Genomic DNA, 22,610 nt, shown 5'->3' with positions numbered 1-22,610 from the left:
GGTCTGCCCGCGTTATGATACGTTTTTCCACGGCAGCAGATCGTCGACGCGGTTGATCTTGTAGTCTGGGATGCGTGCCAAGGTGTCAGCCAGCCATGCCTGTGGATCGATACCATTCAGTTTGGCGGTTTCGATTAGGGTGTAGGCGATGGCGGCGGCTTTGCCGCCTGTTTGTGATCCTACGAACAGATAGTTCTTTCGCCCGATGGCGACTGACCGCATCGCCCGTTCTGCGGTGTTGTTGTCCAGTTCCAAGATGCCGTGATCGAGGTAGGGACGCAGCCGTGCCATGCGCGTCAGGGCATAGCGGATTGCACCAGCCAGTGGCGATTTGCCAGAGATGCTGGGGAGTTGGGCGTGCAGCCAAACCTCCAGCTCGTCGAAGATCGGTTTTGCGTTGGCTTGCCGTATCACCGCACGCCGATCTGGTGGTGATCCACGGGCTTCCTTCTCGACAGCGTAGAGCTGCGCGATGCGACGGATAGCTTCATCGGCGATGGTCGAGCCTTGGGACCTGTGGATGTCGACGAACTTGCGCCTAACGTGAGCCATACATGCAACCTCTCGGATATCACCGGAGCGGTAAAGATCTTCAAATCCCGCATACCCGTCCGCATGCATCCAGCCTTGATACCTTGCGAGGTGATCCTTGGGGTGCTGCCCTTTGCGATCTGGCGAGAACTGATACCAGCTGGCGGGCGGCGTATCACTACCCCATGGCCGTCCATCGCGACTGTAAGCCCAGAGCCGCGCCGTCGCAGTTTTTCCAGTGCCGGATGCCAGCATTTTGACCGGAGTGTCATCCGCAAAGATAGCTCGTCCGGCCAGCACATGCCGTCCAATGGCGTCAGCCAACGGTTCCAGCAAGGCTGTAGATTTGCCAACCCAGTCGGCTAGCGTTGAACGGTCAATATCGAGCCCGTCGCGCTCGAAGATACCGCTTTGACGATAGAGCGGAAGATGGTCTGCATATTTGTTGACCAGAACATGGGCAAGAAGGCCTGGACCGGGACGGCCGCGCTCAATTGGGCGCGATGGGAGCGCGGCTTGTGTGAACGCCTCGCAGCCCGAGCATGCAAAGCGTGGCCGCACGATGCGGTTCACGATAAAGCGTCCAGGAACGTATTCCAGTTCTTCGGTCACATCCTCACCCAGGCGGCGCAGGCCGCCGCCGCATTGGGCGCAATCGTCATCACCTGTGGTCAGTTCCACTTCCATGCGCGGGATGTGATCCGGGATTGGGCGGCGCTTTGGTTTGTCTTTCGGTTCCTCCTCGGGGAGACGCAGCTTTGCCGTCATCTTGGCAACCGCGATCTCGCTCACTTCCAAGGCCAGTTGAAGTTGCTCGATACTCTCTGATGACGACCCAAACCGATGGTTGCGTTGACCTGCCAACTGATGCCGTAGCTTCTCAATCAGGACAGCCTGCGACTTCACCTCGGCCAGCAAAAGCGCTGTGAACTGTCTCAGTTCATCAGGGTCTTCGGGTAGAGATTTAGACACGTCCAGCATGGTTAAACTATAGCTGATCTGCGTGTTCAGAGGAATCCCCACAGACCCATTCCAGCCGATTTATCCCGCCTTGAGCGGCGTCCAACTGCGTTGTGGAAGCCGCCAATCGATACCTTCCAGCAGCATCGCCAACTGTGCGGCCGTCAACGCTATCTTGCCTTCTTTGGCGGATGGCCACACGAACCGGCCCTTCTCAAGCCGCTTGCTGAACAGGCACGCACCTTGGCCATCCCACCAGATGATCTTGATCAGATCGCCGCGTCGACCACGAAAGACGAACAGATGCCCCGCAAATGGATCCTGCTTCAGGGTCTGCTCTGCTTGGGCCGCCAGTGTCGTAAATCCGCGCCGCATGTCAGTCACACCAGCCGCAAGCCAGACCCGCGTGTTCGCCGGAACCGGGATCATGCTGAGAGACCTCGAATTAAACGCGCCAACGCCTCGGGGTCATAGGCACCTATGATCCTCAGCCGGTGGCCTCCGGCGACATCAATCTCAATCGTGCCTTGCCCGGACTTGGGGTCAGGCGGCGGGACCGTGTATTCAGTCCGGGGACGGTCAACAATCTCAACTGGTAAGAAACAGGGTGCCTCAACCGCCACATCTTCAACGGCGTCAGGAGTGGGCGCATACCGGGGATCACGCAACCACTTGAAAATCATGTTCGCATTCATCGCATAGCGCCGCGCAACCTGTGCCACTGACACGCCCGCTGCTGTCGTCTGAAAACAGATCGACCGCTTCTCTTCATCCGTCCAAAGTCTCTTCGCCCGACGCGCCATTCGCTGCCCCATAGTGTCCGCTATCCTAAGCGGACACTATCGATTACACTCTCTCAGCGGCAGAGCAGGCAGACCGGACGCTTACACTCCATGCATGGCTGGCAAACACACTTACAGCCATCGTCAATGGCCACAAACAAAGCCAGATCGACGATCTGCTGCCGTGGAATTACGCCAGAAAGGTGTGATTGGGACACCGCTTACGTGGCGTCAGCCGCCGAGCTCGGTTGTTTTTGAGGCTTGCGGAGGTCCGAGTTTCTGGGCACGCGAGATGCATATGCTCGGCCATGAGGTGCGTTTGATTGCACCGCAGTATGTGAAGCCTTTTGTTAAACCTCAGAAGAACGACGCAACCGATGCGGAAGCAATCGTTGTTGCAGCACGGCAACCTGAGATGCGTTTTGTTTCGCCCAAGAGCGAAGAGCAGCAAGCGCGCGCCGCAACGGAGCTATGCACAAATTACACTGTCGGCGGAGGTCATACAGTGGGAATAGATATCGGCTCAACCATTCCTATCTTCAACATATTTCATGAACTTTGGGAGGCTTTCTGAAACCGTCTTAAAGGTAGGCCCAAACTGCTTCAATAAGCGCGTGATGCCATCTTCGATTGCCACGGAATCGCTAACATCAACGATCTGCACGGTGTTGCCAGAGGATTCCAAGAACTTAGAATAGAGCCTGCTTGATTTACCGAACTGTATTTTGCCTGTGTCGCATTTGTTCGCCAATTCTTTGATGCCCTCGATCAATTTCTCTCGACATTCTGCATCTGAAAGCGGGCCGACCTCCGCAAATAACCGCAGGCTTCCCTTTACGCCATCATCGGCTTTATAGAGTTCAAACCAACATATCAGCGGATAACCGGCCCACCATTTGTCGCAGCCTTTCCACAGGCCTTCCCTATTTTCGCCTTCAAGAGAATCTCGCCAAGACACGGGCAGAAAGCTGAAGCGGCGGTCATTTTTCTTATTGAGCATATAAGACACGCCCTCGAAATCGAAGGTGTCACCATATTTCAAAGCACTGGGAAACAATTTTTCGACCGCCAAAGCGAATTCCGTGGTTGCACCGTGCTCCATTACGAAATCAAGCACCTTCTTGTGCGACAGATAAAGTTCTTTTGCCAATGCTTCCATTGCTGTCTGCTCGTCACTCATACCGGCGGCGTCCTTAATGATTTCAAGATAATGGCTCAAAAACTGGCGAACCTCTACAGATGTCCTGGGGCCCCCTCCATTCAGAAGGTTTTCAAGGATCGTGCAAATGGCCTCATAGCGAAGCGTGACATAAGCGTCCCTTGCTTCCTCGTGGGGATCTTCTTGATGTAGCGTCAAAAAGATACCTCGGTGCTGGAATTCAAGGCCGGACACCTCAGCTTCCTTCTTCGCATGTTCAATGTAGCGTTTTAACTGCCCGCTATGCTGTTTGCTGTGAAATTTGTTTTCAATGACAAACGCCCAGCCATTGCTGGAGGAGGCTACGAAAAGGTCGATATTTTGCTTTTCCCGCCGGACTTCGGCATCGCGGAGGTCGGCTTGAGTGACGTCAAGTGCGGTTGGCTTGTGCTTCGTGTCCTGACCGCGCAGGGCCTGAGCAAGAAAGGCCCGTAAAAACTTGTCTTCAAAGCCATGAGTTTCTCGGGGGTCCAGCAGCCAGGCTAAAATGGCGGAATGCCGGATTTCCATGCTCTCCATCCGCATGATGCGAATTGGGTTGAACCGGTTGAGATAGCCGGAGATGCGGTCGAGATCAGTGTTGTTAACAAAACAATCTTCAAAATCATTGACGGTCGGCAGGCTATCTAAATTCATCTTACGCGTTCACCTTTGTTGTCATCTTACGATATAATTTGAGCAATGATCTTACCAGAAGAAACTGGCTTTAGTTGAGCAAACCATAGGGTGGTAGCCAAGCCCAGATCCCGGCGGGTTCGTACTTGCCCAAGATGGTCATGGCCGATGATGCCCCAATTCATTTCCAAGATCAGTACGCTCTCGCTTTTGCGGAAAGTGTTGCCAACTCAAGCCGCCCGTGATCGACCCAGAACACCGCAACGCCTTGCAATGGATGTTGAGGAAACAGTTTTTCAATCAGCCCTGCATAGGCCGAAAGTTGTGGCCAATAGGGGCCAAGACCCAAACCCGCGCCGCCAGATTTGTGGTCGATCAACTGGCACCCCTTCGGTCCGATTGCCAACAGGTCGATTGTGCCGGGAATTTCAGCACCCTCTGGGGTGTGACCCAGCATAGGGATCTCACATTGCAGATCGGTGTAGCCGTTGGCAGACAGCCAGCTCTTAAGCGCGTTCGCCCGCTCTGCCACCAGCGCCAGAGTAGCCTCATCCAGTCCTGTGGCCGCAGGCAAGGCCGCGATCAAATCGGATCGCGTCAGGTAAGTGCGCATGGCAAGATGTAGCGCGGTGCCCCGGGCAGCATTGCTGACGGCGCTGGCCCACGGTGCACCGAGATTGATCCCGCGAGATTCTGGTGTCGGCTCAGCGGTTGCGGCCAGCGAAGGTTGCAACCGCCACGGCGAAGTTGGCGTGCTGGGCAAGGGCAGGGCGCCGCCGAACCGAGGCGTGTCTCTCCCCACTCCCGCCGGATATTCAGTGAAACTCGCCTGTTCCGGCAGTTGTGTGATCACCGCTGGGCAATTCAGCCCGCCGATCCGCAACATGCCGTCTCCAATCTGCGGTGCGCACGCATCTTCAAATACGTGGAACAGGCACTTCGCTTCGGGCGTTTCTTCCTCGCGCTCTTTCAGGAATCCCGGCCATTCCAGCACCAGGCGGTCACGGGCGCGGGTCAAAGCCACATAGAGCAGGTTTTTCGCATTGGCCTCGAATGCCTCGCGGCGATCCTCGATGAACCGCCGACCAGCCTCGGGCGCGGCAAATCCGGGCGTGTGAATAAGAGAGGCAGAGGCCAGCACGGCTGCCATGTCGTCAATCTTGTCCAGCGCGTCGAACCGAGTTGCAGTGCTGCCAGGCCATTCCTCAATGCCAAGGTCAAATTCGGCGACCACGGTGATCGGCCACTCCCGACCCTTGGAGGCATGCCAAGTGACGATCTCCACCGCTTCTGCGCTATTGCCCGAGGGATCGGGACGGCGATCAAAATCGCGATCAGCCGCCCGCGCATCGAGCCAGCCGAGAAAGACCTTGGCAGTTTCGCCGTGAAAACCGGAGGCGGCTTTGAGGTCGCGGTGCGCGGCTTCGAATTCGTTCGCCTCGGCTTCAAGCCTTAGAAGGTCTGCGCGAGCCGCCGCGGCGTCGGGCTGACGGGCGGCCCAAAGGCGTAGACTGGCGGCCTCGAGGACCACGTCCAGCGCGGTCGACACCGGCAGGCGAGCAAGCCGATCAGACAGCGCCGCCAAGCGCATGAGAACCGGATCATCTGCCAGCTGCCCGTCGATCTGCGCTGCCATCGCAGCTTGCAGGCTCAGCGGATCTGGGCCAAGCGTGCGTAGCAAAAGCCCAGAATGAATATCGGCGGGGTTGGCGGCATAACTCAGCGCAGCGCGAGCTGCCTGCACCACTGGGCTTGTGGCCCAGCCATTCTCGGCTATGCGGACAGGCACACCACGCGCGCGCAGTTCCTCCGCGTAGCGAGCGGCGGTGGCGTGGCGGCAGACCAGAAGTGCTACGTCCGAGGGACGCGCGCCCCTGACGGCCTTCGTGTGCCAATCGGTAATTAATTCGCCTGTTTTCAAGATTCTGGCGATGCGCTCGGCGATATGTTCCTGGGGTTTCGAGAAGTTCTTCGCCCCGCGCCCCTTCACGACATTCAGTATCTCCAATGCTGGTCCGGCCACCGGGTCACGGGTCGGGGCCAGCGGGTTGTAGCCCATGCCGAACAGCCCCGTTCCCATGGCATTGATGAATTCCATTACTGCTGGCGTCGATCGCCAGTTGCGGTCAAGCGGCTGCGTCGCGTCCGGGTTCGCTGCCGCAAGGGCCTGCGACAGACGTGCATCGGCACCCTGAAAGCCCATGATTGACTGTTTCACATCACCCACTAACAAAGTGCGCGGTGCCTTTGCTCCGAGCTGCCACAGCAGTGCAAACTGCACTGGGTTCGTATCTTGGAATTCGTCGATGATGACGCAGTCGATTTCGTCGAGCACGGCTTGCCGCACCGCTGGATCAGTGTGCAACAGACGTTCGGCCCCTGCGATCATGTCGGCGAAATCAATCAAGCCAAGCGCCTTTTTCCGCGCCTCATAGGCCTCCATCACTTCCTGTGCGCAAGCAATCAGACACCCAAGATGCAGCTTTGCGTCCGCCAAAGGCCCAGGATGGGCGGGCAGCGCATCGGCAGCCTGCATGATTGCGCTGGCAAGCTCATCATAGCCTTCTGGAGTCTTCGTGCGGCTGTTTGAAATGAAGAGGCTGCGCAGGGATTGCCAAATGCCCCAGTCACGATCCAGCAGCGCCGGTTCTCGTTCAATGCGACGGAAGAGGGCGAGGTTCTTTTCCAGTGTCTCGCGTGGGCCTTTTGTAGTCACGGTGGCCATGCCGCCCTCGGGAAAGGTCGCGAGCATGGCCCGAACCGCACCCACCAGCGCGTCACGGGCTGCGGTAGAATCGGCGAGCACCTCGCCATAAATCGTATCGAGCCGCGTTAACGCCGGTGCGACAAGACCAGGATCGCGGCCCTTGTCACCCAGCCCGCGTAAAAGGTCTATCATCGACAGCACTCGGCCGCGTAATGAGTCCTCGACCGTTTCGCCCTTTTGCCAGTTGGCCTGGTAGCCGAACCGTTCGGGCTCGGCCTTGATCGGGTCGAGTGATCTTGCATGTGCCAGGGCTTGTCGGATCAGAAGGTCGCGCTCGGCATCGCCAAGATGGCGTGGTTGCAGAGATGCGCCCGCAGCCAGCGCATGTTCCGTCAGAAGTCGCAGACCAAGCCCATGGATGGTCGAGACATAGGCACGCTCGACCGCCATGGCCTCGGCCACCAGTCCGTCCGCGAGAAGTCCCGCCCGGATGCGTTCGCGTAATTCGCCTGCCGCGGCTTCGGTGAAGGTCACGGCAAGGATGCGCTCGGGGCGCACGACCTTGCGGTTGACCCAGTCGGCCAGCTGCGTCTTGATGCGATGGGTTTTTCCTGCGCCGGCGCCTGCCGGAACAATAACCAGTCCCCGATCTGAACCGAAGTCGCTCATGATCATTCCTCCTCGATCTGGCGGATGAATGCGGTGACAAGGGCCGAGCCATCGGTCAGCGCATATGGCGTGAACCCCGCCTCTTTCTTGAAGAAACTTTCGTCGAGCGACGTATTGAGCACGACCCGTCCTGCACCAAGCTCGGCCAACCGCTCAGCGAGCTTTGCAACCGCAGCCGCGTTGACGGCATCGCCCATGTCACGGGCAGGCGATCCCTCGGCCAAGGGCAGGCCTGAGGTCAGAAGCCCGCCATCATTCATCAGGTGATAGGCGATCCCCACGCTGCGGCCGATCAGCGGATCCATCCCATCTCCTTCGCGCCGAATAGGACGGGCGATCATGTCGCGATAGAGCCCCGCCTGCAAATCCCAGCCCGACTCCATTCGCTTGCGTCTGGCCGATGTGCCACTCTTCTTGTGGTCAACAACCAGCAGCGCTCCGTCTGGCAATTCAAGGATCGCATCCGCTTTACCGTGAAGGTTGATGCCATGCGCCTCGCCAGCCAGCCAGATCTCGTTGCCAATGATTTTTGCGCCGAGTGCCAACAGGTGTTCGCGCCAGCGCAGTGCTGCGCGAAGGATCTCGCGTTCCAGCCCGCTACGTTCCATTTCCCATGACGCGCTCCGCAGAAACCCGGCGTGTCGGGTCAACGCACGATCATAGGCGTCCGCAACTACGTTGGTCAGGTCCGGCGGATCTGGAATGGGCTGATCCTTGAGAAACACGTGCTCGAACACATCATGGGCGATGTTGCCCTTGGCCATGACATCGAGCTCTTCTGCCGACCAAGACATGTCACTGGCTGCGACCTCGTCCAGAAGCCAAGCCAGAGGGCTAACCAGAAGCGTTTCCAGCCGTGAGGGTGATTGAGGTTTCGTCGTACCGTCATCTTTTCGGCGTAGGGCCAACAGGTCGACCCCCGGGAAAGCTAAGGCTTCTGGCAGATCGTGCGGTTCCGGCATCGGAGGCAGGTGATGGTGCGTGATGGGCCAATCTTCGGGCGGCAAGAGCTGCAGGTCCAGGATCAGATCGATAGAATCCTTAACACCCTTGATGGCACGCGCGACCAGCGATAGCCCAGCCGATGGTTGCAGACGCGCACCAGACAAATCACGCCAAGGGGTGAGGAATGTCACGGTCCCAGAGACCGCCTGAAGTTGTTGATCAAATAACGAGAGCCCCTGCGCCAGACCTTCGGCGCGGCCGCGCAGTTGCAAACCAACGGCTGCGCGGATCGCGGCTATCTCGCTTTCGAGGAACATCGGATTGCCTCGCGCTCGCGTCGGGTAAAGACCATCGGTGAAATCAGTCACGATCAAATGTCGGCAGGGGCGCCACGGACTTTCCTGCGCGGACCACAGGCTGACGCCCTCGAGATTGCGATCTGGATCAGCACCCAAAGGCGGTGCAATCTGGATGCCACGCAGGATTGTCTCCCAATCCGGGCTACCGTCACCGGGCGGGATGGAAAGGCGAGCCCGGACTTCGGGGCCTTGTTTGATTCTTTCACAGATACGGTCGATCAGGAAACGCAACTGCGCCAAGCTGCCCGCCGAAGAACGGATGTCTTTCCACAATTCCTTGTGCGCAGGCGTAGGTGACAGTATCTCGCCCCTGAAATCACCGCCGATCAGGCTTTCGGCCAGATCACGCCCGGATTGCGATGACCAAGGCATCAGGGGTGATAGCGCAAGACTTGCAAGCACCATTGCCGGGGTTGGTGTGCGCTTGGCCAGTGCCAGATGCAAGGCTGTCTCGCCGATGATGTCGCGCTCTGGCAGGTTGCCGGGAAGGCCGGACAGCGGCACGCCCTGTTCGGAAAAGGCACGGGCGATCTGGTTCGAATTATTACTGGTCATGACCGCGATTTCGCGAGCGGGAACGCCGACCTCAATAAATGCGCGGGCCCGCGCCGCTGCGAAATCCGCACAGGCCGCCGGATCACGCAAGCCAAAGAAGGCAAGGCTGTCGTCAATTTTTCCAATAGTAATTTTCGGCGCAGCAATACCGCCTTGCAAGGCATGAAGTCTGCTCCCAACCGGTGCGGCAAGGCCTCTGGCGGGTGCTGGGAATGTGCCAAACTCTTGTTTCAGGCGAGTATACAGAGCCCGCATCGCCGCAGGTGCAAGCGGGTCGAGCGATCTTTCGACCACCGGCAGCGGATCAAGGAACTTACCATACGGAAGCTCCAGGACATGTCGCACCGGGGCAAGCCCCTCAGGCAAAGCATCGCCCAGACGACGCCACAGCCCGATCAACGCATCCAAGTGCCGCCGTGCGCGGCCATCCCGCAAAGCACCCGCCAAAGGCACGCGCAAATTGTCGCTCGCCAGCACCAAATCCTCTAACGCGACGCTGACTGCCGAAATCGTCTCGACCGGTGCGTTCGCAACGCTGTCTTTCCAGACGGAATCCGGTTCGTCGATAATCGCCCGCCCTGGCGCCCACTCCGGCGCTACGGGCGCAAGCGAAAGCTCTGCGAGGTGGGTATCGGTAAGGCGATAAAGCAAACCGGAACGGGGATCAGCTACGAGAAAAGGGAAGAACATGGTTTGCCTGTAAATAAAGTCATTAACGAAGCTTATCGATCAGCCAACCTAAATCAATGATTTATGTGGCATTTGTATTTTGTAATTAAGCAGTTGCGGTAATCGCTGTTTCTATCCGCCTGGGTAGTACTGGAAGAGTTCTTCTGCCGCATCGATGTCGGAAGAGAGGCGTCTGAAATCACGAACTAGCCGAGTGACGAGATCCGAACCTTCAACGATCTCAGGCCATCTGTGTCGAAGCACAGCCGCGGGATCGAGCAAACCCAGCATGTTGCCGGTAATCGCACCCGTTGAATCACTATCCCCACCATGCGTGACCGCAATCGCAAGCGCCTCTTCAAAGGAATTGCCGGTTAGGCAGGCGTAGAGCGCTATCGACAGGGCCTCTTCTGCCGTCCAGCCACCACCAAGGGATTCGACCGTTTCACCTGCACCATCACGTGGCGCGGCAAGTGCGGCTTGAATCGCCTGCACGGTTTCCTCGCCCCCATCCAGTTGCGCATACATCTCTGCTGTGCGGGTGGCACTCTCCTCAAGTGCCGCGCCTGCGGCTACATCAGCAAGCATTTCTGCCCATGCGGCGGCCGCAAGCTGACCTGTCACGTGGCCATGCGTAAGCGCTGATGTGTCGATCGCCATCCTGCGCACTTGATCTCGCGGAAACATCAAGGCGACCGGCACGACCCGCATGATGGTGCCACATCCCTTGCTGCTGTTTCGCGCCGCGTCCCCGAAATACGCGCTCGCCCCCAGCGATGATAGGCAGGTATTGCCTGGCGCGCGGCAAACCCAAAGGCGTGGATCTTCGATCAGGCCCACATCATCTGTTTGAACCTTCGGTTTGCCGCCTTGGGTTTTGTACCATCGCAAAAGCGCATGATGGATCACAGATGGCGGGTTGCAGATGCCTTTCTGCACGCTGCGAATGAGCGCGCGTATGATCCCCTCGGCCGTGAACAGCGTCATCTGAGTGTCATCTGTTATTGCGCCGCGCAGGCCCATGTGTGGAAGCAGGTCCTTGATGCCGCTAGGGTAGCGATGGCGGATTTCGGCAAGAGAAAGGAACTCGATCTCAGCGCCGAGGCTGTCGCCAATGGCGCCACCGAGGAGGCTGGCATGGAGCCGGATGAACCGCAATTCTTCATGTCGGCCATGGGCTACCACCAAACGTTCCTGCACTTGGGTCTCAATCGCCCCTGGTCGCGCGGCTCGCACATTCGCCATGGCTTGGGTCGCTGAACATCCTCGCTCGACGAGCAGAAGGGCTGCAACCGTGCCGGCACGGCCAAGCCCGCCTCGGCAATGGACCAGCACGCGGCCGCCGTTTTCCAAAGTTTTGTGGAGGCGTGGCGACAGATGACGCCACGCCTCCATGGCCTCTGGCGTCGGCACGTCCAGATCGCGGATCGGGAAGTGATACCAGTCCATGCCCCGCGATTTTGCGGCATCGCTAAGTCCCGACACCGAAAGCAAGTCGAACTCATGGTCTTCAATCAGGCTCAGAACAGCTGTCGCCCCCCAAGCTTTGATCACATCAAGATCGACGTCCAGATCGCGGTCCCACGCCCCGCCATTGACGCTGTCGCCCTTCTTGCCTGGGCATAGAGTGAGCCCGAGCAGTCCATTGCCGATCGGCAGACTGTCGATGCGAAGTGGGTCGGTTGTGCTGTCACGAAGCAAGCGGTGTTCCTTTAATGTCGTTTCGACTTAATACTACTGCCCGCTTACGTCATTTTCGGTCGTATCGGCGGCGGAGTTTCGTGAGACGTCCAAGAAATGTGCCTCGACTTGGTCCCCCCATCTCGCCAGATACCATTCCATTTCCTTCCGTCCTCCAGCGCGGAACCGCACCATCAAAGAACCATCTTCCAGACGTTCCGTCTGCTGCTTGGGATGGAAAACATATCCAGCCGCCTCATCCGCCACTTCTGGCAGGAACCGCCATTCGACGTCCTGGGGTTGCTCGCGCCAGATACCAAAGCTCTCAGACAGCCAATCCTGCAAATCGAAACCCTCGGGGCGTTGATAGACTTTGGATTCCAACGAAATCCTTTCAAATCCAGCCAAAGAAAACATCCGCAGATCATCCTGATATTCGCTCCAGGCCAGCAAGTATTGGCGGCCTTGACCGAACAGCATCGCTATTGGTCCAAGTCGGGTATTGCGCGAAAGCTTTGCAGTGCCTCGGGCACGATGGTCTACAGAGATCATAACGCCAGCGAGAATAGCCTCCCGCAATGTAGAGAGGATCTCATGAGCAATTGTTTCGCGTGGTCCTGGCCGAAAGGCGACTCCATCAGCCATCAATTGCGCTTCAAGGTCGGCGGCTATAGTGCGGCGGCGATCCTCACGGAACATGGCCTGCACCTTGACCAACAGGCGCTCAAGCGCGTCAGCCGTGACCTCATCCCCCTCGCGCCGAGCAATCGCCGCGGCCCGGTGCCCAGCGGTCAGCTCATCCAGCGTCGGCTCCACCATTCGACCCAATGACCCCGGCGGGAATCGCCAGTATTTGCGGCCGCTTTCGCCAGAAAGCTCCTCAATCTGGGGGTATGCATTGCGCACAGCGTCTCGCATGCGTTCGGCCGTGCGACGGGAGACATCGAATTCACGTTCGATATCGGCCAACGAGATTCCTTCAGCCGATCCCTGCATCATCAGCGCCATTTTCTGCAGATCTTCCTGACGGGCGTAACGCATGGTTTCTCCGGGCAATGCAGAGCCACCATTGCAGCGGGGTATCGGGGCGTCAACGGCCAAAGCCAATCGGACGTGCCGCCCCCAATTTTGCAGTAGCCTCACGGGTCAGTTCGCGCAGGAACTCCTGTGGATCCGTGTCGCCGAGCGCTCGCATCCTGCGGGCTACGTTCGCGAAGTCCCCCAGAGCGAGCCGATCGAGTGCGGACAACCCGGTTGGTGGGGGGCAAGGGAAATGTGCCGCCCAAGCAAGCGAAAGCTGATTGGCTGACAGAAAGTCGAAGCGAATCCGAAAAGTGAACCGGCGCTGCGTGGCTGGGTCGAGATTTTCTGCGAAGTTCGTGGTGCAGACGAAGGGCAGCGGGTGGCTTTCCATCCAGGTCAGCATTTCATTGACCTGCGATATCTCCCAACTGCGTTCGGCGCCACGCCGGTCGGCCAGCAGACTGTCCGCCTCGTCAAGAATCAGCATGGCACCATCCGCGCGCGCCTCGGAAAACGCACGTGCGATGTTCTGCTCGCTTTCGCCAACCCATTTCGACAACAGGTCCGAGGCGCGCTTTTCGATGACTGGCATGCCCATAACTCGGGCCAGATGCCGCGCCCACGCGCTTTTGCCGGTACCCGCAGGACCCTCAAGACAGAAACTGATCCGACGCGGCGCATCAGGCGCCGCAAGCCGCTCCTCTATTCGTCCAAGATCGGCGTCAGCACGGGCTAGGTTCTGTTGCCATGGCACGTCTGCGTGATGGTGCGGCGGATTGTCCGCTCCGCCCTGCGCCAGCCGTGCGGCGGCATCCAATACCTGCGAAACAACAGCCGACCCGCCCTTGCAAAGTTGCGCCACACGCATCGCGTCCGACACGAGCGCGGGCGCTTGATCGTGCCTTTCCGCCAGCGCAGGTAGAGCTGCTTGCGGAATGCCCGCAGCATGCCGTGCGTCCAGCCGTTGCCAGATTCGCGATCTCACTCTACCGGATGGCGGACGCATTAGAATTGAAAAGCTCATTCGCCGCAGGAAGGCGGGGTCGCAGTCATCAACAGAGTTTGTGGTCCAGATGACAGGGATTGGGTTCGCTTCCAGCATTCTGTTAAAATAGACCTTAGATGGCATATCCCGGCTCAGGACCGCCCCTCTCGCTCCGAGCAAATCTTCCATTTCGTCAAAGAGGAGAATGGTGTCTGATGTTTGCCCAAGCATACGGGACGCCATAATCAATTCGGCCAGGCGCTCGTGGCGCGAAGGCTCTCCACCCTCATCGTCAGTTTCTCCCACCGCACGCAGTACAACCCCGATCTTACGTGCCAGCACCTTGGCGAACTCCGTTTTTCCGGTGCCTGGCGGACCATAAAGCAGGATGTTCACGCCCGGGGTATTGTTGGCCAGAGAACGGGAGAGCAAATCGTGTATGAGGTCCGCGTCGCGTCCCAGCCCTTCGAAATCCTGCCATTCAGCGATGGGAGAGACCGCACGCGGAAACATAAGTGCTATCAGTTCGGCAATGTTTTCCACCTCGGACAAAAGCGCAATTATCAGGCGCCTAGACAGATCAAACGGCATGCGGTTGTAGCGTGCGCCGCGTTCACGCTTGACCAGTCCGGAGCCTGCCAATCGACCAGAATCGCGCAAGGCAGCCCGGATTTCGGGCTCGGGCGCCCGACAAAACCACGACAGAAGAAGCGGTATTGTGACCTCCTTCGTTTCCAAGGCTCCATCGACGACATGCTCAAACCCGTCGAATATCTTGTAGAATGCAACGAAGGTCAGCATGGATGTTTCGATTGGCGATAACCCGAAGTGATCGCCAAGAAGGATGGCGTTGCGCTGTACAGTCTCGCCCTCGCCTCCACCGGCGCTGGGCACGATCTTGCGCGCAAGGTCGCGCACCTTCTCCCACCAGACTGCGCCGGGTCGGGTGCTGGGGCGCTCAGGGCAGTCCACTTCGGTCAGGTATTCCAACCAACCGGGCAGTTCTTTGGCAACACGGCTTGTAGGGCCAAAACGACTGGCCAACCGGGCGATAAGTTCAAGGGACAAGTGTTGTTCGTGGCTCATTTACATCTCCGTCTGTAGGACAGAGATAGCTCGGTTATACGCCAGATTCGGACGGACGGTTGGGGATGTGGACCGGGTAATCCAAATTTTGAAGTGGTGCATTCGCAAAATTTACGGCTATCACTTAAAGGCAAGCTCAGAGACAGCGTAAAAAAACGGAAGGAGGCAACGGCATTGACGCCATCATAACGTACAGAACTTAACAACGGTGTGGGTCAGATCTCAGTGACAATTAACAATAGCGCGGATCCAAACGTAATCGCCTTGCGGATTTTTGGTGAGCTTTTCGTGTTAGACAGGTCGGGGAATAACGCCCCGGATTTCTTTAGGCATATCCGCCGACTTGTACCCAACCGGTAAGAAGCTGAATATCAAGACATGCTTGGCTACGCCAAAAGAGAATGGATGGAAGTGTATTGATTTTGACCTGCGGCCTACACGGTGAAAAATGACCAATTTTGAGACCAAGATCGCAAGTTGGAAGCACATGCCACAGTCAGTGGACGGAGAGCAGCTTTTTGCCATCGGTGATATTCATGGCCAAGCAGAGGCTTTCAACGCAACCCTTTCGGTCCTGGCGGGCATTCCCCGTGCGGCTACAATGCGAAGGCTTGTGCTATTAGGTGACGTCATCGATCGTGGCCCTGCCAGCCTTGAGGCAATACGTTTGGCCGGAGACGCCAAAGTCCTTGCTTTGGTCGATGATGTCTTCATATTGCCCGGCAACCATGAATTGATGCTGATCGACGCGATTGATGATCCTATGATGTTCATGGGTGATTGGCTCGACAATGGCGGAGAGGAACTGATCCTAGAAGCAGTGCCAAACTGCACAGCCCGCTTGCTCGCTGATTTTGCAGACATCGCGCGTCGAGCGGTCCCTTCGTCGTTCTTGGAGCAGATGCGAAATGGACCAACGTCACTCCTGGTCGGCGACCTTCTGATGGTTCACGCAGGGCTCAATCCGGAACGCGAGGCTTTGGACTTTCTTTCGGAGCCCCGGGACGCTGTGGCAGGTAGCGACCATTGGGCGTGGATCCGAGAACCTTTCCTGCGCTGGCAGGGCGGTTGGGGGCCAGAACTTAACTGGGCTGTCGTACACGGCCATACACCAGCGGTAAGCAAGCTTGTAACTGCCGAAATTTTTACGGCAGAGGCTGACAAGCTAACCGATCACTCGCGGATTTGCCTTGATGCAGGATCAGCCACGGGAATCCCTCAGATAGGTTGGGCAGAGTTTCATGACGGACGTTATCGGCTCGGCATAACGAGCCAAAGTGACAATGGCGGCGAGGAAAATCAGTAAAGCACCTTGCGAGTTGCAACCCATGCTGACCTTGTGCCGGGAGAAAAGAAAATGGCTAAACGCGCTCAGGAAACCTTCCACCTGACGGATGAAGGATTGTCAGCCTTTTGCTCGACAACGCAATTTTCCAGCGCTGAGGAGCGCGGGATCGTAGAAGCATGATCGCTATACACTCCTTCTTTAAGTATCTGTAAAAATCGGAAGTGTTTCGGCATCAGTGATGCGGCGCGGGCGTCATTTTCGGGCTATGGCGGTTTTGACCGCCTCCGACGCCAGGTCATCGGCACGGATTTGAAAAGGCGCACCCGATAGGGCCTGCACTGCTGGTAGCGTGCCGGATTTAATAAGGCGCCGTATCATGCCATCGGTTGAGGATTCGCCGGACGTAGAATCGCCGGAACGGTTGTTTCGATGACCTTTTCGCCAAACGCCCCACCGGTGTTCTTCGGGCACTTTTGGTTGACCAATGCCCCGATCCTGCAGGCCCAGAATGCGCTTTGCCTCGACTATTCCGCAGGTAACGATGGCCCGCTGGTCTCGTATAACTTGTTGGAGCCGGCCGAACCGCTTTCTGAGGAGAACATCCGTGTACATCCGGCGAACAGCCCCGTTGACAAAAGACCGTCCACTTAATCAGAACCAGGGAAGGTTACGTCATCTTGTTAGCCCACCTAAGTGGATACCCCATAAATTTGCGGGTCGGCGATCTGCCAGTCTCGGGTTAGGTCGTCTTTTTCTGTGAGAGCGCGCGCCGTCAGTATGACGGTTGGCGTTCTGGTAGCGCGTCTCACGTTGATACCGGTCAGCCTCTTGGGATGCTCGTCGAAGGACATAAAATCTAGATTTCCAGAACAGAATGCTTCCACCAACCGTGCAATGACACGTGGATGGATCTTAATTGTCGGCATCATGTTTGCATCCCCATCAATGCGGACCGAGACGGTCACCGTCTCTTCGTTGTCGTCATTGGATTTCAAGGAGTGGTATTCTGGGATTTCAAACATTGCCTGTCCTTTTCTGGTTGCTTCGCCCGTTTCAACGAGACGCTTCGTTACAGCCTTGTTGCATGAAGTATGAGGAGGTCGGAACGCACCCTGTCCGAGATGGATTCCAAGCGGTGCGTTGGAAATTGGGACGGCCACTTAGGGTGGCGTAGGTCTCAGCTATTGCCACGGTCCAACCAGTACCGCGCTGTGGCCATAACATCTGCGTCGAACTCCGCCTTGTCCACGATCCAGCGTAAGTAATCTGCCTGGGCTTCGGAGAAAAGGAGCCCCTTATGTTTGCCAAACCCGATGCGACGCAACAGCGCCGGTTCTGCCGAGATGCGCAACATGTCATCGATCGTGATCGCATGCAAAAGCTGGATCAAGGCATGCGCCGTGACGTAGGCGTCCGGCAAGGCACGATGCGGCGGCATGGCGGCGACGCGGTCAAACCCTGTGACACGGTCAAGATTCAACCAGTAGCGTAGGACTTGGTTGCTGTGAGCCGGAGCGTCCGGCCAGACCACCAATGCACATTTGTAGGTGTCGATCCAAGCCCGCCCATCACCCTTGTGAAAATGCTGTTCAAACGAGGCGTTGTGCGCAACGAGAATATCCTGCGGACCGCAGCCTTGGAACAGCAACGGCCAGAGTTCCTGAATTGGAGGGGCCTCGGCAACATCTTCTTCAAGAATGTGATGCACTGCCTTGACCTGGGGCGGAATGGGCCCGACGGGCTTAGCGAAGGATTGCCATCTGCCAGTCACGGTCAACGCATCGGGATCGACGTCGACATAGGCCAGTTCGATCACTTCGGCCCCTGCGTCTTCGGGCACGCCTGTCGTTTCGTAGTCGATCACGCGCAGTCGCCGCACTTTGCTTGCCATCCGTCGCTCCTGACTATCTGCCGATTTGCGCGGAAGCCGATCGACACGATGCGCACTGCCCTATTTTTATCGGGTTATCTGGCCTACGCCAAGTGGTTTCCAGTGGCCAATTCTCAGTGACAATTTTGGCTGCTGCCGAGTCAGTTCTTAGTGCCAATTAACACCGAAAGGGCAAGAGGGCGAGTTTTTTATCCCAGCCTGTCACCCTGATGCAGCCGGAAAACTCTCGCCAAGGGCGGTAGAAGGTTCGGGGTCGGACCAATAACCCCAAGGACTCCGCACAAAGCTGGAGGAGACTTGGGGCTCAGGTCAGGCGGGCCTGCCGTAGCGCATGAATATCTCGATGATAGAGCCATGACGGATGCAAAATTCGTGCCTGATCCTATTGAGCCAACGCAGCGTATATACCGAACGGGCGATTTGTGCCGCCAGTTGCCAAACGATTTATTTTACTAAGTCGGGCGGATTGACCAGCAGGTCAAAATTCGCGGCTTTAGAGTGGAGCTTGAAGGAGTCTTTGCCGCATTCTCTAATTTGCCTAATGTGGAGGAAGCAGTCGTTCTTGCGCGTGAAAGGTCTTTTGGGACAAAAGAACTCATTAGATTTGCGCGTTGCTCCAAACCAATGTCACGCGATGACCTGCGGGCGCAACTGGCAGATACGGTCCAGGATTTCATGGTGCCTGCACAAATATTCTTGGTTGATACTTTTCCCCTCAAGGCGAGCGGAAAGTTGGATCGGGCGGCACTTCAAGACTTAGCTCTGAACGCCGCACCGTCGCACGACGCAAACGATGAACCCACAACTGAGGTTGAAAAGACGCTAGTGCGCATTTGGCAAGATATTTTGCGCCGTCAAGACATTGGCATCACGAAGGATTTCCAATTCTTGGGCGGCGATTCTTTGGCGATGATGGAGCTAGTACTAAAACTTGAAGAGTTGATGGGTTCAGATCCAGCTTCTATAGCTGTCCTACTGCGCCCAATTGATATGCTATCAACTACTTTGCTATCCAATCGCTTGATCTTAAATCAGATTATCCCTCTGGTGTTGCAAAGACGGTGCTGATTGCAACATCGCGTTTGGTTGGGTGACTTTAGCGGCAGTTGGTGAGCAAAAAGGTAACTACTGTTGAGCAGCTACCTTATTGCTGAGCAGTTGCGGCATTAGGTGAAAGGCTTGTCGGCTCGCTTGACGTGCTTTGTGAACGCCTCATTGATCGTTGCGAACAACTTCTCAAAACGATCCAGTGTTTCTTTAGTCAAGATCGCCGGGGCGTCTTCGGCGACCTTCTTTAGCAGGAGCCTCGTGGGCCTGGTCTTGTGGAACGGAATCCCCAATTCATCGAAGGCCATCTCAACTCTTTTTGCGATGCGAGGGATGTTCGGGTTTAGCTTCAAAGTTTTTCCCTTCAATTCAGCCCTATAGCTTTCGCGCACTAGGGCTTCATAGGTGGCGGGATCAAGAATGTCTTCAATATCAGCTTCCTTGGGCGGAGGAACATCGAACGCACTGCTGACAAACACTACGTTGTCGTCGCGGATCAGTTTGCCTTTGACTAGGTCGTCCCTCGTTGTCTTCGCATCCTTCTCATCGTCTAATAATACCAGCACATTCAATTGCTCAGATGTTAACAAGGCCACCATGTAGTGGACCTTCTGAGCTCCGCCTGCAGGCGTGATGGTCAGATCGCGATGCAGCCCTTTGCCTGAACAGTCGTTCAAATACTCGGATATTGCTGACACCACCCAGAAGTCAGTTACGCCTTCAACGATCAAGTTGTGGGGGCCGACGAAAAGGCTCTGAGCAAGATCATAACCAAGCGCAGCCTGTAACGGGAACAAAGTCCTTGCGTCGCCGGTTGGGTCGTTGGAGACCGTCGTCCCGCTGTCCTCAGCTATATTGACCGTGCGGACCCAATCCAAGTGATGCGTCGGAACCATGAACGGGGAGTGGGTTGTGTAAACAATCTGGTTAGAGAAATCATCTTCCAAGTGTCGCAACAAATCGCTCTGCGACTTCGCGTGAAGGTAAAGGCCGGGTTCATCAAGCAGCAGGATGGCGTTGTCAGCCTCGCCGCCGTCAGTGTCAGCCGCAAAAACAATATAGAACGCAAAGAACCATTGAAATCCGCGGCTTCGTTCATCCAAATTCACCTCAACATCATATGTGCTGTTTGGATCGGACACGAGAGTATCGAAGTGGTGAGCGTCGAGATTGAAGCGCACTTTTAGTTGGCGATCTTTCCAGCGGCCACGAATTGCTGTTGTCACAACTGAGCCCGCGCGGTTAGCCAACTGCGATCTAGTTTCTTGGTCATTACTTGAAGAAAGGGATTGAAGCTGTTCAGGATCAAGTCCTGCTACTTTGCAAAGTTTCTCAAAATTAATATCCGCACTTGTTTTTGTGCCAGCCGTCCGTCTCTGAAGGAATGCCGAAATGTCTTGATGCCCTTCAATCTCTGGATAATCCTCCAAGAACATAAAGACGGGTAGTTTTTGAATGATCCATTTTCGGGCCGCAACGTGGGCCGCCTCGTCTTCAGGTATTTGCTCGGCAAGTTCTTCAAGATTGACGATATGTTGATCCTGTGCGTCTGACAGTTCAACGTCAGCTTTGGCCAGTGCTTGCCTGAGGGTAGCCAGTGCTGGCGTCGCTGCCGTTGCCCAGGTCACCGCAATATGAGTTACACCGATCTCCTTCTGGAAGGTTTCTGCCGAAGACACGAGTGCATTCTTTGGTCCTTCATCGAGTTCAGATGCCTTAGCCTTAACTGCCGCAACAATTTTGCGAACCTTCGTGCCGACCTCACCATGATCGAAATCGCGCACAGGCGCATCTATGCCGACTGTGTGGGTCTTCCCATTGTAGCTCCTACCAACTCTGACTTCTTTTACGCCTTTCGCGCGCGGCCAGATTGCCTCCAGTTCGGCTTGCTCCTTTGGATTAAGGCTCCAAACAGACTTAACAACGGGAGTACTATCATTGCATTCAGTTAGCTTCCGGTGTCTGGGAAAGTCCTTGATTGGATTGAGAGCAGCAAAACCGGATGCTGGATTGAGGCTGTGGAGTCCGCGCAACAAGTTTGACTTCCCGCTTTCATTGCGACCAAGCAACGCCGTAATGCGGGAGACGTCGATTTCGCCGCTGTCATTAATTGAGCGAAAATTCAATATCTGGAAATTCTTTAATTGCATTTCTGCTCCTTATGACACGTCCTGTAGGCTAACGGGACAATTCAACCCGGAGACCACCTGTCTAGTCGATGATTGAACCCGATTGCTGACATGCTAGCGCGCCCAACCCTACGTTGCTAGCCTCCACCTCAATCTCCCCTTCTGGACCTTCTTTCCCCGGTCGGACGTCACTGTCGCACCCCGTATGTTCAATACGTTGAGGGTGTTGTGCAATGCGCCGTCCGGGCCTCAACCTCCTCTTGCCGGGATGTCCTTCAACCCGGGCGGCGCAACACAAGGGACCACCAATGCGCTATTCGATCAAATCCACCGAAGGCGGTTGCACCTTCACCGTCAAAGACCACCACACCGCGTCCGATTTCCCCGTGCCCATGATGGCCGGTGACTTCACGGCGTTATTGGAGGGAAGCTGTAAGCCGCGCTGGTGAGCCTCGAATTAATCGAAAAACCATCCCTATAGTCGGTTCATTACTCTTGCCCAGCAATATTGAGCGTGTGCAGGCGGTGCTCGGTTACGGCCTGCGAAACATAACAGAAGCGCCAGAGAGCATATACGCGGTCGCCCCGCAGGCCCGCGGGTGGGGAGCGACGACCCAGCAGAGAAACCTTCTGACTCTGATACAGGAGACGACGGCACGCACTTTTCCGGCTGCCGGGTCAGAATTGAAGTCTGTATGCATGTATGCGTGGGGCAAGCCTCCACAATACACCGCAAAAACGTTTGATAAAATTCAGGATATAGGTGTCGGAGACTTCCCAAAATCATTGGAGCTTCTGCTGGTGCCCGGTGTTATGATGGTCGCGATCGTTTACGCTACGCTCGGTGCGCCCACAGGAAATCCGGTTCCACTGGGATTGGCATCATTTGACCCGTTGTAAGCGGTCGCTGGGCAGCACGTTCAACTCAGCTTGACGGCCTGAAGTTCCATGGCAGCAGATCGTCGATGCGGCTTTGAGGATGGCCATTGGCGATCGCGGTCAGGGTTGCCTTCAAGTAGGCGAAGGGCTCGATGCCATTGATCTTGCAGGTTTCGATCAGGGAGGCGATGCGGCCCCAGGCGATTCCGCCTTCGTCATGGCCCGCGAAGAGTGCGTTTTTACGATTGAGGGCGATGGGGCGGATCAGGTTTTCAACCCTGTTGGAGTCGATCTCGACGCGGCCGTCGGTCAGGAATGTTTGCAACCCGTCCCAATGGTTATGGATGTAGGTCAGCTTTTCGCCCAGCCGGGATTTGGCGGAGATCTTGCGGCGTTGTGCCTGCAGCCAGTCACCGAAGGCCGCCACCAATGGCGCAGCTCGGGATTGTCGGGCAGAGAGACGCTGACCGGGCGAGATGCCACGGATGTCGGCCTCGACGGCGTAGAACTCGGCGATGCGACGCAGACCTTCGGCCGCGATCTCTGATCCGTCGCGGTCAAATACTTCCTTGAGCTTACGCCGCGCATGCGCCCAGCAATGCGCCACCCGAA

17 protein-coding genes and 2 pseudogenes are annotated in these 22,610 nt (G+C 56.7%); 6 read left to right on the top strand and 13 right to left on the bottom strand.

Annotated features, from left to right (window positions below; translation table 11 throughout):
- Nucleotides 1-12 precede the first annotated feature (12 nt).
- The 3 genes from tnpC (AKU79_RS01330) to tnpA are packed head-to-tail and all read right to left on the bottom strand — an operon-like array spanning nucleotide 13 to nucleotide 2,294.
- Nucleotides 13-1,512, bottom strand: a complete 1,500-nt coding sequence (gene tnpC, locus AKU79_RS01330; RefSeq protein ID WP_050521793.1) for an IS66 family transposase — start codon at nucleotides 1,510-1,512, stop codon at nucleotides 13-15.
- Between the two features lie 60 nt (nucleotides 1,513-1,572).
- A complete protein-coding gene (tnpB, locus tag AKU79_RS01325; protein WP_050521792.1) occupies nucleotides 1,573-1,920 on the bottom strand; it encodes an IS66 family insertion sequence element accessory protein TnpB in 348 nt (115 codons plus the stop codon).
- Nucleotides 1,917-2,294 (bottom strand): IS66-like element accessory protein TnpA, encoded by a 378-nt coding sequence (tnpA, locus tag AKU79_RS01320; protein ID WP_050521794.1) that lies wholly within the window; start codon nucleotides 2,292-2,294, stop codon nucleotides 1,917-1,919. The genes tnpB and tnpA overlap by 4 nt, the downstream gene beginning before the upstream one ends.
- Before the next feature lie 95 nt (nucleotides 2,295-2,389).
- On the opposite strand from tnpA, the pseudogene AKU79_RS19140 reads away from it, so the two are divergent.
- Nucleotides 2,390-2,482: pseudogene (locus AKU79_RS19140) on the top strand (transposase domain-containing protein); the annotation flags it as partial.
- Nucleotides 2,483-2,511: 29 nt separating this feature from the next.
- Nucleotides 2,512-2,733 (top strand): annotated as a pseudogene (locus AKU79_RS19615) (IS110 family transposase); the annotation flags it as partial.
- A 63-nt stretch (nucleotides 2,734-2,796) separates the two neighbouring features.
- Here AKU79_RS19615 and AKU79_RS01315 read toward each other — a convergent pair.
- The 6 genes from AKU79_RS01315 to AKU79_RS01290 all read right to left on the bottom strand — a co-directional run bounded on the left by AKU79_RS01315 (nucleotide 2,797) and on the right by AKU79_RS01290 (nucleotide 14,764).
- Complete coding sequence (locus AKU79_RS01315; protein WP_050521791.1) at nucleotides 2,797-4,107, bottom strand: PDDEXK-like family protein; 1,311 nt, start codon at nucleotides 4,105-4,107, stop codon at nucleotides 2,797-2,799.
- Nucleotides 4,108-4,279: 172 nt separating this feature from the next.
- A complete protein-coding gene (locus tag AKU79_RS01310) occupies nucleotides 4,280-7,462 on the bottom strand; it encodes a UvrD-helicase domain-containing protein (RefSeq protein ID WP_156209376.1) in 3,183 nt (1,060 codons plus the stop codon).
- Between the two features lie 2 nt (nucleotides 7,463-7,464).
- Nucleotides 7,465-10,011: a PD-(D/E)XK nuclease family protein gene (locus AKU79_RS01305; RefSeq protein WP_050521789.1), complete on the bottom strand. Its 2,547-nt coding sequence runs from the start codon at nucleotides 10,009-10,011 to the stop codon at nucleotides 7,465-7,467.
- A gap of 111 nt (nucleotides 10,012-10,122) precedes the next feature.
- The gene (locus tag AKU79_RS01300) at nucleotides 10,123-11,691 is read right to left on the bottom strand and encodes an ADP-ribosylglycohydrolase family protein (protein WP_050521788.1); all 1,569 of its coding nucleotides are present in this window, start codon (nucleotides 11,689-11,691) and stop codon (nucleotides 10,123-10,125) included.
- A 33-nt stretch (nucleotides 11,692-11,724) separates the two neighbouring features.
- A complete protein-coding gene (locus tag AKU79_RS01295) occupies nucleotides 11,725-12,711 on the bottom strand; it encodes a helix-turn-helix transcriptional regulator (protein WP_050521787.1) in 987 nt (328 codons plus the stop codon).
- Nucleotides 12,712-12,760: 49 nt separating this feature from the next.
- A complete protein-coding gene (locus AKU79_RS01290; RefSeq protein WP_050521786.1) occupies nucleotides 12,761-14,764 on the bottom strand; it encodes an AAA family ATPase in 2,004 nt (667 codons plus the stop codon).
- Nucleotides 14,765-15,212: 448 nt separating this feature from the next.
- Here AKU79_RS01290 and AKU79_RS01285 point away from each other — a divergent pair, with 448 nt between their 5' ends.
- A complete protein-coding gene (locus AKU79_RS01285) occupies nucleotides 15,213-16,070 on the top strand; it encodes a metallophosphoesterase family protein (protein ID WP_050521785.1) in 858 nt (285 codons plus the stop codon).
- 671 nt (nucleotides 16,071-16,741) lie between these two features.
- Here the strand turns inward: AKU79_RS01285 and AKU79_RS01275 are convergent.
- On the bottom strand, nucleotides 16,742-17,074 hold the full coding sequence (locus tag AKU79_RS01275; protein WP_050521783.1) for a hypothetical protein: 333 nt from the start codon (nucleotides 17,072-17,074) through the stop codon (nucleotides 16,742-16,744).
- Between the two features lie 155 nt (nucleotides 17,075-17,229).
- Entirely contained in the window at nucleotides 17,230-17,943 is a 714-nt protein-coding gene (locus tag AKU79_RS01270) for an exonuclease domain-containing protein (protein ID WP_050521782.1), read from the bottom strand.
- Nucleotides 17,944-18,441: 498 nt separating this feature from the next.
- Here AKU79_RS01270 and AKU79_RS01265 point away from each other — a divergent pair, with 498 nt between their 5' ends.
- Nucleotides 18,442-19,011 (top strand): phosphopantetheine-binding protein, encoded by a 570-nt coding sequence (locus tag AKU79_RS01265; protein WP_082223870.1) that lies wholly within the window; start codon nucleotides 18,442-18,444, stop codon nucleotides 19,009-19,011.
- A 98-nt stretch (nucleotides 19,012-19,109) separates the two neighbouring features.
- Here AKU79_RS01265 and AKU79_RS01260 read toward each other — a convergent pair whose 3' ends face one another.
- Entirely contained in the window at nucleotides 19,110-21,140 is a 2,031-nt protein-coding gene (locus tag AKU79_RS01260) for an AAA family ATPase (RefSeq protein ID WP_050521780.1), read from the bottom strand.
- A gap of 287 nt (nucleotides 21,141-21,427) precedes the next feature.
- Between AKU79_RS01260 and AKU79_RS19125 the strand changes: the two genes are divergently transcribed.
- Nucleotides 21,428-21,568, top strand: a complete 141-nt coding sequence (locus AKU79_RS19125; RefSeq protein WP_156209375.1) for a hypothetical protein — start codon at nucleotides 21,428-21,430, stop codon at nucleotides 21,566-21,568.
- A 67-nt stretch (nucleotides 21,569-21,635) separates the two neighbouring features.
- Nucleotides 21,636-22,019 carry a hypothetical protein gene (locus tag AKU79_RS01255; protein ID WP_156209374.1) on the top strand — a complete coding sequence of 128 codons (384 nt, stop codon included), beginning with the start codon at nucleotides 21,636-21,638 and terminating at the stop codon, nucleotides 22,017-22,019.
- A 25-nt stretch (nucleotides 22,020-22,044) separates the two neighbouring features.
- Here the strand turns inward: AKU79_RS01255 and tnpC (AKU79_RS01250) are convergent.
- Nucleotides 22,045-22,610, bottom strand: a 566-nt coding sequence (tnpC, locus tag AKU79_RS01250; protein ID WP_156209373.1) for an IS66 family transposase, incomplete at its 5' end; no start/stop codon positions are given.

The organism is Pseudorhodobacter wandonensis (genome assembly GCF_001202035.1).
Lineage (GTDB): Bacteria > Pseudomonadota > Alphaproteobacteria > Rhodobacterales > Rhodobacteraceae > Pseudorhodobacter > Pseudorhodobacter wandonensis.
Note: the sequence above shows the minus strand (reverse complement) of the source record. Positions and strands in the feature narration are given on the sequence as shown.

Coding starts and splice junctions, on each gene's coding strand:
- tnpB (WP_050521792.1), bottom strand. CDS start 1,920: ATGATCCCGGTTCCGGCGAACACGCGGGTCTGGCTTGCGGCTGGTGTG.
- AKU79_RS01290 (WP_050521786.1), bottom strand. CDS start 14,764: ATGAGCCACGAACAACACTTGTCCCTTGAACTTATCGCCCGGTTGGCC.
- AKU79_RS19125 (WP_156209375.1), top strand. CDS start 21,428: ATGCGCTATTCGATCAAATCCACCGAAGGCGGTTGCACCTTCACCGTC.
- AKU79_RS01295 (WP_050521787.1), bottom strand. CDS start 12,711: ATGCGTTACGCCCGTCAGGAAGATCTGCAGAAAATGGCGCTGATGATG.
- AKU79_RS01270 (WP_050521782.1), bottom strand. CDS start 17,943: ATGGCAAGCAAAGTGCGGCGACTGCGCGTGATCGACTACGAAACGACA.
- AKU79_RS01260 (WP_050521780.1), bottom strand. CDS start 21,140: ATGCAATTAAAGAATTTCCAGATATTGAATTTTCGCTCAATTAATGAC.
- AKU79_RS01315 (WP_050521791.1), bottom strand. CDS start 4,107: ATGAATTTAGATAGCCTGCCGACCGTCAATGATTTTGAAGATTGTTTT.
- AKU79_RS01285 (WP_050521785.1), top strand. CDS start 15,213: ATGACCAATTTTGAGACCAAGATCGCAAGTTGGAAGCACATGCCACAG.
- AKU79_RS01310 (WP_156209376.1), bottom strand. CDS start 7,462: ATGAGCGACTTCGGTTCAGATCGGGGACTGGTTATTGTTCCGGCAGGC.
- tnpA (WP_050521794.1), bottom strand. CDS start 2,294: ATGGCGCGTCGGGCGAAGAGACTTTGGACGGATGAAGAGAAGCGGTCG.
- AKU79_RS01305 (WP_050521789.1), bottom strand. CDS start 10,011: ATGTTCTTCCCTTTTCTCGTAGCTGATCCCCGTTCCGGTTTGCTTTAT.
- AKU79_RS01275 (WP_050521783.1), bottom strand. CDS start 17,074: ATGTTTGAAATCCCAGAATACCACTCCTTGAAATCCAATGACGACAAC.
- tnpC (WP_050521793.1), bottom strand. CDS start 1,512: ATGCTGGACGTGTCTAAATCTCTACCCGAAGACCCTGATGAACTGAGA.